Origin of the sequence: Prevotella amnii CRIS 21A-A, assembly GCF_000177355.1 — a bacterium.
In the GTDB taxonomy this organism is placed as follows: Bacteria; Bacteroidota; Bacteroidia; order Bacteroidales; family Bacteroidaceae; genus Prevotella; species Prevotella amnii.
In genome coordinates, this window is the sequence record NZ_ADFQ01000110.1 from 1 (window position 1) to 14,777 (window position 14,777).

Consider the following 14,777-nt stretch of genomic DNA (forward strand, 5'->3'; position numbering starts at 1 on the left):
GCGGCTAACCTTGCTATAGGCACACGGAAAGGAGAACAACTAACATAATTTAAACCTACATGATGGCAAAACTTAACTGAAGAAGGCTCACCTCCATGCTCTCCACAAATACCACACTTAAGATTTTTACGAGTAGCCCTACCTTTATTAACTGCTATTTTAATAAGCTGCCCTACTCCATCTTGATCTAATACTTGGAATGGGTCTACATCAAGTATCTTCTTTTCCAAATAACTTGGTAAGAAACTTGCTATATCATCACGACTATATCCAAAGGTCATCTGTGTAAGGTCATTGGTTCCAAAACTAAAATATTGTGCTTTTTTAGCAATAAGGTCAGCAGTAAGAGCTGCACGAGGGATCTCTATCATTGTACCTACTTTAAACTCTATCTCTAAACCTTCTTTCTCAAATAATTTCTTAGCTGTTTTTCGAATAATAGCCTCCTGAATATCAAGCTCATTAACAATACCTACAAGTGGTACCATTATCTCAGGCATAGGGTTAAAGCCTTCTTTTTTTAGTTGTATAGCAGCTCCAAGTATAGCCTTTGTCTGCATAGCAGTAATCTCAGGGAAAGTATTACCTAAACGACAACCACGAAGACCAAGCATAGGATTAGCTTCTGAAAGAGAATTCACACGATCCTGAATAAACTTAACACTAACACCCATCTCATCAGCCATAGCCTGCTGCCCTTCTAAAGTATGAGGAACAAACTCATGCAAAGGTGGATCTAAAAGACGAATATTTACAGGCATACCATCCATACATTTCAATATGCCGTAAAAGTCTTGCTTTTGATAAGGCAACAACTTATCTAATGCTCTTTCACGTTCCTCTGTACTATTAGCAAGTATCATCTCTCGCATTGCTTTTATCTTCTCGTTCTCAAAGAACATATGTTCTGTTCTGCAAAGACCTATTCCCACTGCTCCGAAATTACTTGCTACCTCAGCATCATGTGGCGTATCTGCATTAGTACGAACAACAAGCTTAGTATACTTACTACAAAGATCCATTAATTCTGCAAAATCGCCTGTTACCTCAGCAGGTTTTGTTTTTACCTCTCCAAAATAAACTTCACCTGTAGAACCATTCAAAGAAATATAGTCCCCTTCACGCAAAACTGTTCCGTCAATGTCTATAGTACGCTTCTTATAGTCTATAATAATAGCACCTGCTCCACTAACACAACACTTACCCATGCCACGAGCAACAACAGCTGCATGTGAAGTCATACCTCCACGAGCAGTTAAAATACCTTCGGCGGCCGACATACCTGCTAAATCTTCAGGTGATGTCTCTATACGTACCATAATAACCTGATGCCCATCATCATGCCACCTAGTAGCATCATCGGCAAAGAACACTATCTGCCCACATGCTGCTCCGGGAGATGCTGGCAAACCGCGAGTTAACACTTTTGCTTGTGTTAATGCTTCTTTATCAAAAACAGGATGAAGAAGCTCATCAAGCTTATTAGCCTCACAACGTTTCAATGCTGTCTTTTCGTCTATCTCACCTTCATGCAATAAGTCCATAGCTATCTTCACCATGGCTGTACCTGTACGCTTACCATTACGTGTTTGAAGAAACCACAACTTACCATCTTGCACTGTAAATTCCATATCCTGCATATCATGATAATGCTTTTCTAACTTATCTTGGATAGCATTTAGCTGCTCAAACACTTCAGGCATACATTCTTCCATAGAAGGATATTTTGTAAAACGAACCTCTTCATCAATATCTTGTTGCTTAGCCCAACGCAAAGATCCTTCCTTTGTAATTTGCTGCGGAGTACGAATACCTGCCACTACGTCCTCACCTTGTGCATTAACAAGATACTCACCATTAAAAATATTTTCACCACTGCCTGCATCACGAGAGAAGCATACGCCAGTAGCAGAAGTGTCTCCCATATTACCAAAAACCATAGCCTGAACATTAACAGCTGTTCCCCATTCCTGAGGAATACCTTCCATCTTACGATAAAGAATGGCACGATCGTTCATCCAAGAATCAAATACAGAACAGATAGCACCCCAAAGCTGCTCCATAGGATCAGTAGGGAAATCTTTTCCAGTCTGCTTCTTTATAGCTTCTTTAAAAAGTTTTACAAGCAATTTTAGCTCTTCTACATTCATCTCGTTATCGAGCTTTATACCACGTTTTGCCTTTACATCCTGAATAATTGCTTCAAATGGGTCTATATCTTCCTTGTTTTCTGGCTTCATTCCTAAAACAACGTCACCATACATTTGCACAAAACGACGATAACTATCAAAAGCAAAACGTTCATTGCCTGTTTTTTCTGCTAATCCTACAACTACTGTGTCATTCAACCCAAGATTTAATATAGTATCCATCATGCCAGGCATAGACGCACGAGCTCCTGAGCGCACACTAACTAACAAAGGATTAGTTGGGTCTCCAAACTTCGAGTTCATCAAGGTCTCGATATGCTTTACACTATCTTCTACTTCTTTTTTCAGCAAAAGAACCACTTGCTCCTTCCCTACTTCATAATATTCATTGCATACATCAGTAGTAATAGTGAACCCAGGAGGTACAGGAACGCCAATAAGATTCATCTCTGCAAGGTTAGCACCTTTACCCCCAAGAAGATTTCTCATATCCGCCTTACCTTCAGCTTTACCATTGCCGAAGGTATAAACTCTTTTTTCGCTCATAATTAATTGTTTTTATATATTTGTTTATTTTAGTCATTATTTAGTGCAAATATACACAATGTAAAAAATATGTGCAAGTTTTTGCTCATCTTTTGTAATGTTCAAATAGCATTTTATATATGTTTTCGTACACAGTAAGTTTGTAAAACAATATAAGTGGGAAAATAAACAGAAAAAACTGTACCTTTGCAAAAAAATAAGAACAAGAGAATATGACCAGAAAGAGAAAACCTCTACCTTTGTTAGAAAATGTAACTATAGAAGCTGTAGCTGCTGAAGGAAAATGTGTAGCACACGTTAAAGACATGGTAGTATTTGTTCCATTTGTAGTACCAGGTGATATTGTAAACCTACAAGTATATAAAAAACGCCACAAATACTATGAGGCTACAGTAACAAATTTCATAAAGAAAAGCGATATACGTATAGAACCTCTATGTAATCATTTTGGTATTTGTGGAGGATGCAAGTGGCAAAACCTTCCTTATAAAGAGCAACTAAAAGCAAAAGAGCAACAGGTTTTCGATCAATTAACACGCATAGGCAAAGTTACTCTTCCTGAAATAAATCCTATAATGGGATCTATTCACACTGAAAATTACCGCAACAAATTAGAATTCGGTTGTGCTAATAAACGATGGTACACTACCGAAGAACTAAAAGACATACCAAACGGAATAGGATTAACAGAAGGTGCTATTGGTTTTCATATTACAGGTGCTTTCGACAAGATATACCCTATAAAAAAATGCTGGTTGATGGATAATCTTCAAAATGACATTAGAAACTCCATTTACAACTATGCTCTAAAAAACAAATTTACCTTTTATGACACACGTGAGCAACATGGCCTATTACGCAGTATCATGATACGCAATTCTAACACAGGCGAATGGATGGTATTAATACAGTTTCATTATGATAATGATAATGATGAAGAACGTTCTTTAGGATTAATGAAACACATTGCCAACAATTTTCCACAAATTAGCTCATTGCTATATGTTAACAACCAAAAAGGTAATGACACATTCAACGACCTTGATCTTATTTTATACAAAGGGAAAGACCATATCTTTGAAACAATGGAAGAGCTTAATTTTAAAGTTGGCCCTAAAAGTTTCTATCAAACCAACACAGAACAAGCTTACCATCTTTATGATGTAACTCGCCGTTTTGCTAATCTAACTGGCAAAGAGTTAGTATATGACTTATATACAGGAACTGGAACTATAGCCAACTTTATTGCAAAAAAAGCAAAGAAAGTAATAGGCATCGAGTATGTTCCTGAAGCGATAGAAGATGCTAAAGTAAATTCAAAAATCAACAATATTGAAAACACTTTATTCTATGCTGGAGATATGAAAAACATTCTTACTGATAGATTTGTAAAAGAACATGGTCGTCCAGATGTTATTATTACCGATCCTCCACGTGCAGGTATGCATCCCGATGTTATCAATGTGATATTACAAGCACGACCCAAACGCATTGTTTATGTGAGTTGTAACCCCGCTACACAAGCACGAGACTTATCATTACTTAATACAAGCTATAAGATTATTGCTGTACAACCTGTAGATATGTTTCCTCATACACCACATGTAGAAAACGTTGTTCTCTTAGAAGAAAGATTAACATAGCCACAAATAATACTTGTTTTGAACAAAAATATTTGTATAAATTTGAATATTACTATTTTTTGAAAATAAAAAAGAGAAGCTCCCTTTACAGGAACTTCTCTTTTATATATAAACATAATGTTGTACACCTTACTTACGTGCTCTCAACTCTTCAAGACTAACTTTAAGCATACTAATTTTTTCTTCTGAATCACTTTCCTTTTTACGCTCACGCTCAATAACTGAGGCTGGAGCATTAGCAACAAAGTTCTCATTTGATAACTTCTTACGAATACCTACAAGGAAACTTTCCAAATGCTTAAGTTCTTTTTCTTGCTTTTCTATCTCTACTTCAACATCTATCAAATCGCCCAATGGTACAGCAAAAGAATCTGTACCTACCATAAAGACCGAAGCATCTGCACTCTTCTCTGTAGAAACTCTAATATTCTTTACATTTGCCATCTTAGAAATAATAGTGTTATAATGTTCGAAAGGATTTTGATTTATTGTTTCCAAATCTAATCCTACCTTTGAAGCAATATTCTTTTGATTACGAACCATTCTCACACCACTAATAATTTGCTTCACCTTTTCTATATCCTCTTCTATTTTTGCATCCTCTTGCTTTGGAGTATCAATATTAAGCTCTACACTCATAATACTCTCACCAGCTTTGCGCTCATAAAGATGATGCCATAACTCTTCCGTAATAAATGGCATAAAAGGATGAAGCATCTTTAAAAGAGTATCAAAAAAGCTCAAAGTAGCTTCGTAAGTAGACTTATCTATAGGACAACCATACTCTGGCTTAATCATTTCTAAATACCAACTAGAAAACTCGTCCCAAAACAATTTATAAATAGTCATCAACGCATCAGAGATACGATAACTCTTAAATTGTTGTTGCATATCTGCATTTACTGCTTTCAGCTTGGCATTAAACCAACGTACTGCTATCTTACATGATTCTGGTTGTGCCAAATTATCTACCTGCCATCCTTTAACAAGACGGAAAGCGTTCCAAATCTTATTATTAAAATTACGTCCTTGCTCGCAAAGAGCCTCATCAAATAGTATATCATTACCTGCTGGGGCTGATAACATCATTCCCATACGCACACCATCTGCACCAAATTTATCAATAAGCTCCAAAGGATCAGGCGAATTTCCTAAACTCTTACTCATCTTCCTACCCTTCTTATCACGCACAATACCTGTAAAATAAACATGCTTAAATGGGAACTTACCACGATATTCGTAACCAGCCATTATCATTCGAGCTACCCAAAAAAAGATAATATCTGGTCCTGTTACCAGATCACTGGTAGGATAATAATAACTAATCTCATCATTGTTTGGATTGTTAATACCATCAAAAACAGATATAGGCCATAACCAAGAAGAAAACCATGTATCCAAACAATCGCTCTCCTGCTCTAAATCAGATGCACTTATAGCATTATTCAGTTTCTTTGCTTCAGATAAAGCTTCAGAATCATTCTCTGCTACTACCATGGCAGGTTTACCATCAGCAGATTTAAAATAATAAGCAGGAATACGATGTCCCCACCATAACTGTCTGCTAATACACCAATCCTTAATATTCTCTAACCAATGACGATAAGTCTTTTTATATTTTTTAGGATAAAATTCTATATCATCATCCATTACAGGAGCAAGTGCTATATCTGCAAAATGCTGCATTTTTAAAAACCATTGTGTAGATAGTTTAGGTTCAATAGGCACATTTGTACGCTCAGAATACCCCACTTTATTATCATAGTCTTCTACACATTCCATTAAACCTGCAGATTCCAAATCTTTTGCTATCTGCTTACGCACCTCCATACGATCCTTACCTACATACAAGCCTGCCGATTCGGATATTGTTCCATCGTCATTGAAAATATCTATTGTTTCCAATCCATACTTTAATCCAAGAGCATGATCGTTTACATCGTGAGCAGGAGTAACTTTCAAACACCCTGTACCAAACTCAATGTCTACATATTCGTCCTCTATCACAGGAATAACACGTCCCACTAAAGGTACTATAACATGTAATCCTTTTAACCAAGTGTTCTTTTCATCTATAGGATTAATACACATTGCAGAATCGCCCATTATTGTTTCTGGACGTGTTGTTGCTACTACTGCATAATAACCTTTATCATCTTTATGTATTACATTTCCATCTTTCTTACGAATTACCTTTAACTGATCGTCTGTAGAAATATAATACTTTAAATGATATAATTTAGAATGCTCCTCTTTATATATAACCTCTTCATCTGAAAGAGCTGTCTTAGCCTTGGGATCCCAATTAACCATACGCACACCACGATATATAAGACCTTTCTTATAAAGATCGCAAAACACCTTTATAACGCCCTTACTACGCACATCGTCCATTGTAAAAGCTGTACGATCCCAATCACATGAACAGCCCAATTTGCGAAGCTGTTTTAAAATAATACCTCCATGCTCATTAGTCCAATCCCAAGCATACCTCAAAAATTCATCACGTGTGATATCTGCTTTTTGTATTCCTTGCTGTGCAAGACGATTAACAACCTTTGCCTCTGTTGCTATACTAGCATGATCAGTACCTGGAACCCAACAAGCATTTTTCCCTTCCATACGAGCACGACGCACAAGAATATCTTGAATCGTATTATTAAGCATATGCCCCATATGTAAGACACCTGTTACATTTGGTGGAGGGATTACTATTGTATAAGGCTCTCTGCCATCAGGCTTAGAGCAGAAAAGCTTATTATCCAACCAATATTGGTACCATTTCGACTCCACTACCAGTGGATCATACTTGCTTGCTAATTCCATTATACTATATTATTAATCTTTATTATCATTTAAAAACGAGACAAAATTACAAAAAAATCATCTAAAAGATATATCTTTGCACTATATATATGATGAAAGCGAAATCTTTTAACGTTTATCATCACTAACTTTTTAACATAGGATAAATTGCATACTAAAAAAGAAAAATTATTGGCTTTTGCTCGCTTGTTAGATATACAAGAACGTTTACGCAAAGAATGCCCTTGGGATAGAAAACAAACTTATGAAAGTTTGCGTCCCAACACCATAGAAGAAGCCTTTGAGCTCGCCGACGCCTTGATAAATAATGATAAAAAAAACATTTGTAAGGAGTTAGGGGACATCATTGAACATGTTATTTTTTATGCTATATTAGGTCAGGAAGATAACGACTTTGATATAGCAGATATTTGCAATGCACAATCGGATAAACTTATGTTTCGCCATGATTTTATAGACTGGACAGGATGGACAATAAATAATCCTAACATGACTATATCCCAAAATGGGCAAGTTATATATAAAGATGAAAAAAACAAAAATAAGAAATCTCTCATAAAAAACAATCTACAACCTACCACCGAGGTAGAAGTAGAAAGCACATGGGAACAACGCAAACAACAAGAACGCGATGGAAATATTTCTGTTTTATCTGGAGTTCCATCATCACTGCCCAGTATTATAAAGGCATATCGCATACAAGATAAAGCACGCAATGTAGGATTTGACTGGGAAAAACGTGAAGATGTTTGGACAAAAGTACAAGAGGAATTAGAAGAACTAAAAATAGAACTTGATAAAAATAACAACGAAAATGCTACTAAAGAGTTTGGTGATTTTATCTTCTCGCTTATAAACGCTGCTCGTCTTTATAATATAAATCCAGACAACGCTTTAGAATTTACTAATAAAAAGTTTATTCAACGTTTTAATTACATAGAAGAACAATGTAAAAAGCAAGGCAAAAATATAAAAGACTTAACTCTCTCAGATATGAATAAACTATGGAATGAAGCAAAGAATATAAGAAAAATATAATAATCCTATCTGTAAAATAATATAATTATGAAGAAATTAACTACTCTCTTACTAAGTATTATTACTATATCTATATTTATAGGATGCAATAATAAAAAACAACAGAAGACGCTAACACGATCAACAGAAACTTTAGAAAGTAATGCCGCTAAAGATAGTACTATATACGGAACAATGATTGATGGTGGTATGAACTCACTAACACTGCTTACTGATAAAGGAGATACTGTAGAATACCTCATAAACCCAAATGATACAACTGAAGTTGTAAAGGGTGGAAAGCTAAATGGCGACCGCTTTGCTATAATAAGCTATACAGAATATGGCGACCGCTTTATACGTAGCGCAATAAATATAACCTCTCTTTTAGGTTGTTGGACAAGCCTTGATAAAAACTTTGAAATAAAAGAGGGAGGTACTGTAATATCAAACATACAATCAGAAACCACACCTTGGACTTCTTGGAAAATATTTAATGGTAAACTTATTCTATCAAAAGATACGTTTGAAATATCCCAATTAGAACCTTATACACTTTCTTTAGAAAACGCAAATGGGATATTTGTTTATAAGCGTAGTAAATAATAATGGAAAATTTTAAAATACACATCTTAGGATGTGGTAGTGCTCTACCTACCATTAAGCACGCTTCATCATCACAAGTAATAGAGCTACGCAATAAACTCTTCATGATTGATTGTGGCGAAGGCACACAAACACAATTACGTAAACACCATATTCCATTCTCACGCATACAAGCAATATTCATATCTCATCTACATGGCGACCACTGTTTTGGTATACCTGGCATAATTTCTACTTTTGGGCTAACTGGAAGAACTGCACCATTACATATATATGCACCTGCTAATTATGAAGCCATACTACAACAGACCATATCTTTTTTTTGTCAAAATATAGAATTTAAGATAATCTTCCATTCTCTTAATACTAATATACAGAAAGTTATATTTGAAGACAGAAGCCTTACTATAGAAACAATTCCTTTACAACATCGCATAGAATGTTGTGGTTTTCTTTTTAGAGAAAAACCTACAAAGCCACATATTATACGAGAGATGATAGACTTTTATAATATACCAATAAGTCAAATTAACAATATAAAGGCTGGAGCCGATTGGGTAACGCCTGATGGAAAAATTATTCCCAACAAAAAACTTACCTATGCACCTGATACCGCTCGTAGCTATGCTTATTGCTCTGATACTAAATTTATCCCGCATCTATATAAAATTGTTAAAAATGTTAGTACTCTTTACCATGAAAGTACTTATACAGAAGAGCACGCAGACAAAGCTAAAATATATTTACACAGTACAGCAAAACAAGCTGCTATAGTAGCTAGCAAGGCTAATGTTGGAAAACTCATTTTAGGGCATTACTCTGCAAGATACGACTCTGAAGCAACAATATTAAAAGAAGCACGCGAAATTTTTACAGAAAGTTATCTCTCTAATGAAGGCGATATTTTCAATATATAAAACTTATACTTTAATTATAAATACAAACAATTTATACTAAAATAAGACTTATACAAAATCTTTCCACACGAGAAAAAACAAACAATTAATGTATAATAAAACTAACTCACATGATATCTATAAAAAATAATTCTATTCCAACTATTTTTAAAAATACAATAAAACACTTTTCTTTTATTTTCCTTCTAACTTTTAGTACAATAACAGCTATAGCAATTCCACATAAACGTGAATTTCGAGGAGCATGGATACAGTGCGTAAATGGTCAATTTCAAGGATTACCTACTGAAAAAATACAAAAAACTTTAATTTATCAACTTAATGAATTACAAAAAGATGGAGTAAATGCTATTATCTTTCAGGTTCGACCAGAGTGTGATGCTCTCTACAATAGCCCTTTTGAGCCATGGAGTAGATACCTAACAGGGAAACAAGGTGTTCCACCTTCTCCCTATTGGGATCCTTTACAATGGATGATAGAAGAATGCCATCGACGCGGAATGGAGCTTCATGCATGGATAAATCCCTATCGCGCAAAGACTAAAGGTACCAACAAACTTGCCTATAATCATATTGCAATAAAAAGCCCTGAACATGTTTTTGCCTATGATGGGCAATACATTCTTAATCCTGGTATTCCTTCTAATAGAGATTATATATGTAAAATAGTAAATGATATTGTAACTCGTTATGACATCGATGGACTGCATATTGATGACTACTTCTATCCTTATCCTGTTAAAGGACAAAAAATTCCTGATTGGCGAGAATATCAACAATTTGGAAAAGGATTTACAAATATTGGAGATTGGCGCAGAAATAACGTAAACCTTTTTATCAAACAGTTATCCAATACAATTCATACAGCTAAACCTTGGGTAAAGTTTGGTGTATCTCCTTTTGGCATTTACCGCAATGCGCGTACTACTTCAAATGGTAGCAAGACACGCGGATTACAAAATTACGATGACCTTTACGCAGATGTTATCAAATGGATAAATGAAGGATGGGTAAATTATTGCGTTCCACAGATTTACTGGCAAATAGGCCATCCTACAGCCGATTACAAAGAGCTTGTCAAATGGTGGAATAACTATGCTGGTAACAGACCTCTATATATAGGAGAAGATATAGAACGTACTGTAAAATATGCTGATCCTAAAAATCCACTATCACACCAACAACCTGCAAAATGGCTATTGAAGGATCAAGCAAAAAACGTCAAAGGAACAGTATTATGGTATGCTAAAATGGCTGTTGACAATCCTGGAAACTATGGATTAAAACTACGTTATGACTATTGGAGTACACCAGCTTTACAACCTTTAATGCCTTTCATAGACAATAAAGCACCTCGCAAACCTAAAAAAATAAAAATAACACACATTGACAATGAATATTATATCTCATGGAAAGCCCCTAAAGGTAAAGGCTGGAAAGATAAAGCTAATAAATATGTTATATATTGTTTCGATAAAAATGAAACTATTAATCTTGAAGATCCTTCGCACATATTAGCTATCACTTATAATACAACCTACAAGCTACCTACTCTAAAAAGCAACCCAAAGAAAGTTATTATAATAACAGCACTGGATCGTATGGAAAATGAAAGTGTAGGAAAGAAAAAGAAAATAACTTTACGATATTAATAAACTTTATAATAAAAGTTGCTCTCTAAAAATAATTACTCTCTATATATAAGCTTACTTATTTTATTATAAACAAGAAAAACAAAAATAAGCTCACTTCTAATAGTGAGCTTATTTTATCTTTAATAAATATTTTTTATTCATTATCTTCATCATCTTCATCATCTTCAGTACCAGACTTGCTTGAAAAAGCAATGTCAGGAATAGGAAGAGAACGTTCAATAACTGCATGATAAGAAATAGTACTTTCACTACGCGATAACCCTAAAGGCTGTAACTTATCATGAATAATAGCCATAAGATGACTATTATTATAAGCATAAATCTTTAAAAACAAATCATATTCTCCTGTAGTATAATGACATTCTACCACTTCTGGTATTTCTTCCAATTTCTTTACAACATCTTCAAAGTTCTCAGGGTTCTTTAAATTTAATCCTATAAAAGCGCAAGTTTCATAACCTACCTTCTCAGGCTCAATTAAAAACTGAGAACCACGAATTACTCCTAAATTTGCTAATTTCTGAATACGCTGATGAATAGCAGCTCCACTAACATTACACTCACGAGCTACTTCCAAAAAAGGAATACGAGCATCTCCACTAATAAGACGAAGAATTTTTTTATCCAGCTGATCTAAACTTCTATGTGCCATTTTATAATATTTTTGTGCAAATTTATAAACTAAAATTTATTTATCCAAATTTATAAAGATATTTATAATAAATTAAAAATTAAGCCCCATATAAAAACTTATTTTTTATCGGTATTTGCAGAATAAAAAACATTTAAAGCATTACATTCACGCAACATTTGCTTTAAATCGATAATAACTCCCATGTTTATATTTTTATCTGCCTTAATATTCACCGTCATCTTCTTTCGTTGCTCAGCCGACATTGATTGATATTCTTGTTGCAAATAGCTCTTTATCTCTGATAAAGACAAAAGTTTATCATTAAGCTGAATTTTATCTTCTTTACTTATTATATTCCCCCTTTCATCAACAGGTTTGCCTATATATATATAATCTACTGTGGACTTTTTTTCCATCCTAACTAAATTTCTTCCTGCAGGCTCTTGGTATTTTACCTTTATATTAGCCTTTCTAATATGAGTTACTAACATGAAGAAAAATAAAATAGAAAATATCAAATCTGGTAATGAAGCTGTATTAAGCTCTGGAATATTATGATTATTATGTCTATAAATGCCCATTATTCTCACCTCTTTGCCATTGCCACATCATTTAATACATATACTTCAGATACACGTATAGGAACCTGCTCATCAATAACCTTCTGCTCATCTTTATCGCATAACGCATAAACTCGCCCAAACTGTGATAATCCTTTCTTATCACGAATAGTGTTATATGCAAAAAGAATAGCATTCTGCACTTGAAAGTATTCATCATAAGTAGCATCACGCTCTGTTTTCAATTGTATAACATGTTGTGCACCATTATACTTAATAAAATTAAGCACAAGTTTTCTTAACGATATTATATTAACACTCTTACTATCAACCTTGACAACTCCATCTTTCTTTACCTGTATTTGCATCACATGATTAGCATTTACAGCTGTAATCTTTTCTTGATGCTGTTTTTTCTGCATAGGTGGCAAACTTCTATATATACCCTTATTAGAGTCCATAGAAGTTGTTACAAGGAAAAAGATCAGTAACATGAATGAAATGTCTGCTGTTGAAGAGGTATTAAGACCTGGAACATTTTTCTTCTCTTTCTTGAAAAATCTCATTTTTACACCTTTCTTCTTGATCTACGATAACGTGTAGCACCAAAAATCACAGCTCCTATAGATACTAAAAGCATTACCAATATAGTGTTTACAAACATATCAGCTGCCTGCAACCAAAACTTATCTGTAAACATTTCACCATTTATTTGCATAGAAGTAGTAGTCCCAAATAAGAAAGTTAAAAGTAACACTACAAGCATACCTACAATAACTAAAATTGTAATCTTTCGCTTAGGAATACCATTTACTACCTTACCCTCTATTTTTACGCTCCGTATAGAGTTGTAAAGAGAATATAACATTATAATCAATGCAAATACTATTAATATATACATCCATACTAAAACACCATCTGTCAATAACGGTGCCTTAAATGAAGCATCATCAACAAAAGGTGTATCATAACCTAACAAATAAAAACCCATAAAAACAAGTACCGTTATACCTAAAATAATATAAAGTACTCGCTGAGATATCCTCTCTACTAATTTGTTTTTTGATACCCTATTTATCATTTTGTTTTATACTCCATAATTGCATCTAACAATGTTATTACAGATTCTTCCATCTGTGATGTAAGATGCTCTATCTTTGACAAAATATAATTATAGAAAACCATTAGCAATAAAGCTACTATAATACCAAAAATAGTAGTTATCAACGCTACTTTCATACCTGAAGCAACTATTGTAGGACTAATATCTCCTATCTGCTGAATTTGGTCAAAGGCCATTACCATACCTATTACAGTACCTAAAAAGCCTAAAGAAGGACCCATGGCTATAAATAATGTTATCCACGAACAGCCTTTTTCTAAATTAGCACTTTGCACACTACCATAAGACGTTACACTACGCTCAATATTCTCTATTGAATCATTAATACGCAGCAAGCCTTGATAGCAAATAGAAGCTACTGGACCCTTTGTGTTTCTACTCAAATCCTTAGCCCCATCAATATCGCCAGACTCTATTTTTTTGCTAATGTCTATCATAAATTTCTTAGCGTCAATCTCTGATAAACTAAGATATATAATGCGCTCAATGCAAAAAGCTAAACCTAAAACTAAAGCTATAGCTACTAAAGACATAAAACCTGCATTACCTTCTATAAACTTTGTTTTAAGCTCTTGATGATAGCTATTACTTTGCTCTTTATCTGAAACCTTTGTACCTGGAACTGTTTTATCTATTACCGTAGCATCTAAAGACTTGTCAGATAACGTTTCGCCAACCGCTGCTGTTTTTATAGCATTTGACCTTTTCTCTTGTGCATATACCACTGTGAAAGTGGTAAACAACATTAGGCTCACTATTAAAAAGCGAATAAAATTACTTTTCATTTTAAAAACAATTTTAATATTTGCGGAAATATATGTTGAAATACAACATAAGACAACCTTTGTATCATTAGCTTTTATATGTTTTTGCCTTTTCACATAGCAAAGTTGTAACCGCAGGGAAATATTTAAAACCTACTCTAAAATATAACCATAAGAAACACACTCTTTGCATTTCTTGGGTTCAAAGATACTAAGAAAAGGAACACACACCAAATAATAGACGTTAAATATGTTTGAAAACGTAATTGTAGAATAAATCTTTAAAAGAACCACTTACCTCTTATAACTAAAATGATTTATACACATTAATATATA

The 14,777-nt window shown here is 34.1% G+C and carries 12 protein-coding genes; 5 read left to right on the forward strand and 7 right to left on the reverse strand.

Translation table 11 applies throughout. The features are described from left to right. Window positions 1-2,696, reverse strand: a 2,696-nt coding sequence (ppdK, locus tag HMPREF9018_RS10065; protein ID WP_008451271.1) for a pyruvate, phosphate dikinase, incomplete at its 3' end; no start/stop codon positions are given. 212 nt (window positions 2,697-2,908) lie between these two features. Between ppdK and rlmD the strand changes: the two genes are divergently transcribed. Then, on the forward strand, window positions 2,909-4,339 hold the full coding sequence (gene rlmD / locus HMPREF9018_RS10070) for a 23S rRNA (uracil(1939)-C(5))-methyltransferase RlmD (RefSeq protein WP_008451282.1): 1,431 nt from the start codon (window positions 2,909-2,911) through the stop codon (window positions 4,337-4,339). Between the two features lie 129 nt (window positions 4,340-4,468). Here rlmD and HMPREF9018_RS10075 read toward each other — a convergent pair whose 3' ends face one another. After that, window positions 4,469-7,165 (reverse strand): valine--tRNA ligase, encoded by a 2,697-nt coding sequence (locus HMPREF9018_RS10075; RefSeq protein ID WP_008451276.1) that lies wholly within the window; start codon window positions 7,163-7,165, stop codon window positions 4,469-4,471. 147 nt (window positions 7,166-7,312) lie between these two features. Here HMPREF9018_RS10075 and mazG point away from each other — a divergent pair, with 147 nt between their 5' ends. The 4 genes from mazG to HMPREF9018_RS10095 all read left to right on the forward strand — a co-directional run bounded on the left by mazG (window position 7,313) and on the right by HMPREF9018_RS10095 (window position 11,357). Beyond that, window positions 7,313-8,203 carry a nucleoside triphosphate pyrophosphohydrolase gene (mazG, locus tag HMPREF9018_RS10080; protein ID WP_024992685.1) on the forward strand — a complete coding sequence of 297 codons (891 nt, stop codon included), beginning with the start codon at window positions 7,313-7,315 and terminating at the stop codon, window positions 8,201-8,203. Between the two features lie 27 nt (window positions 8,204-8,230). Next, entirely contained in the window at window positions 8,231-8,788 is a 558-nt protein-coding gene (locus HMPREF9018_RS10085) for a lipocalin family protein (RefSeq protein WP_008451278.1), read from the forward strand. A 2-nt stretch (window positions 8,789-8,790) separates the two neighbouring features. After that, window positions 8,791-9,705, forward strand: a complete 915-nt coding sequence (locus HMPREF9018_RS10090; protein WP_008451285.1) for a ribonuclease Z — start codon at window positions 8,791-8,793, stop codon at window positions 9,703-9,705. A gap of 110 nt (window positions 9,706-9,815) precedes the next feature. Beyond that, complete coding sequence (locus HMPREF9018_RS10095; RefSeq protein WP_008451279.1) at window positions 9,816-11,357, forward strand: glycoside hydrolase family 10-like protein; 1,542 nt, start codon at window positions 9,816-9,818, stop codon at window positions 11,355-11,357. A gap of 136 nt (window positions 11,358-11,493) precedes the next feature. Here the strand turns inward: HMPREF9018_RS10095 and HMPREF9018_RS10100 are convergent, their stop codons facing one another. The 5 genes from HMPREF9018_RS10100 to HMPREF9018_RS10120 form a co-directional block, all read right to left on the reverse strand. After that, on the reverse strand, window positions 11,494-12,012 hold the full coding sequence (locus HMPREF9018_RS10100) for an Lrp/AsnC family transcriptional regulator (RefSeq protein WP_008451287.1): 519 nt from the start codon (window positions 12,010-12,012) through the stop codon (window positions 11,494-11,496). Window positions 12,013-12,110: 98 nt separating this feature from the next. Then, entirely contained in the window at window positions 12,111-12,575 is a 465-nt protein-coding gene (locus HMPREF9018_RS10105) for an ExbD/TolR family protein (protein ID WP_008451280.1), read from the reverse strand. A 5-nt stretch (window positions 12,576-12,580) separates the two neighbouring features. Continuing rightward, complete coding sequence (locus tag HMPREF9018_RS10110) at window positions 12,581-13,120, reverse strand: ExbD/TolR family protein (RefSeq protein WP_008451274.1); 540 nt, start codon at window positions 13,118-13,120, stop codon at window positions 12,581-12,583. A 2-nt stretch (window positions 13,121-13,122) separates the two neighbouring features. Next, window positions 13,123-13,635 carry a hypothetical protein gene (locus HMPREF9018_RS10115; RefSeq protein ID WP_008451272.1) on the reverse strand — a complete coding sequence of 171 codons (513 nt, stop codon included), beginning with the start codon at window positions 13,633-13,635 and terminating at the stop codon, window positions 13,123-13,125. Then, window positions 13,632-14,462, reverse strand: a complete 831-nt coding sequence (locus HMPREF9018_RS10120) for a MotA/TolQ/ExbB proton channel family protein (protein WP_019035618.1) — start codon at window positions 14,460-14,462, stop codon at window positions 13,632-13,634. Before HMPREF9018_RS10120 ends, HMPREF9018_RS10115 begins: the two co-directional genes overlap by 4 nt. Window positions 14,463-14,777: the final 315 nt, after the last annotated feature.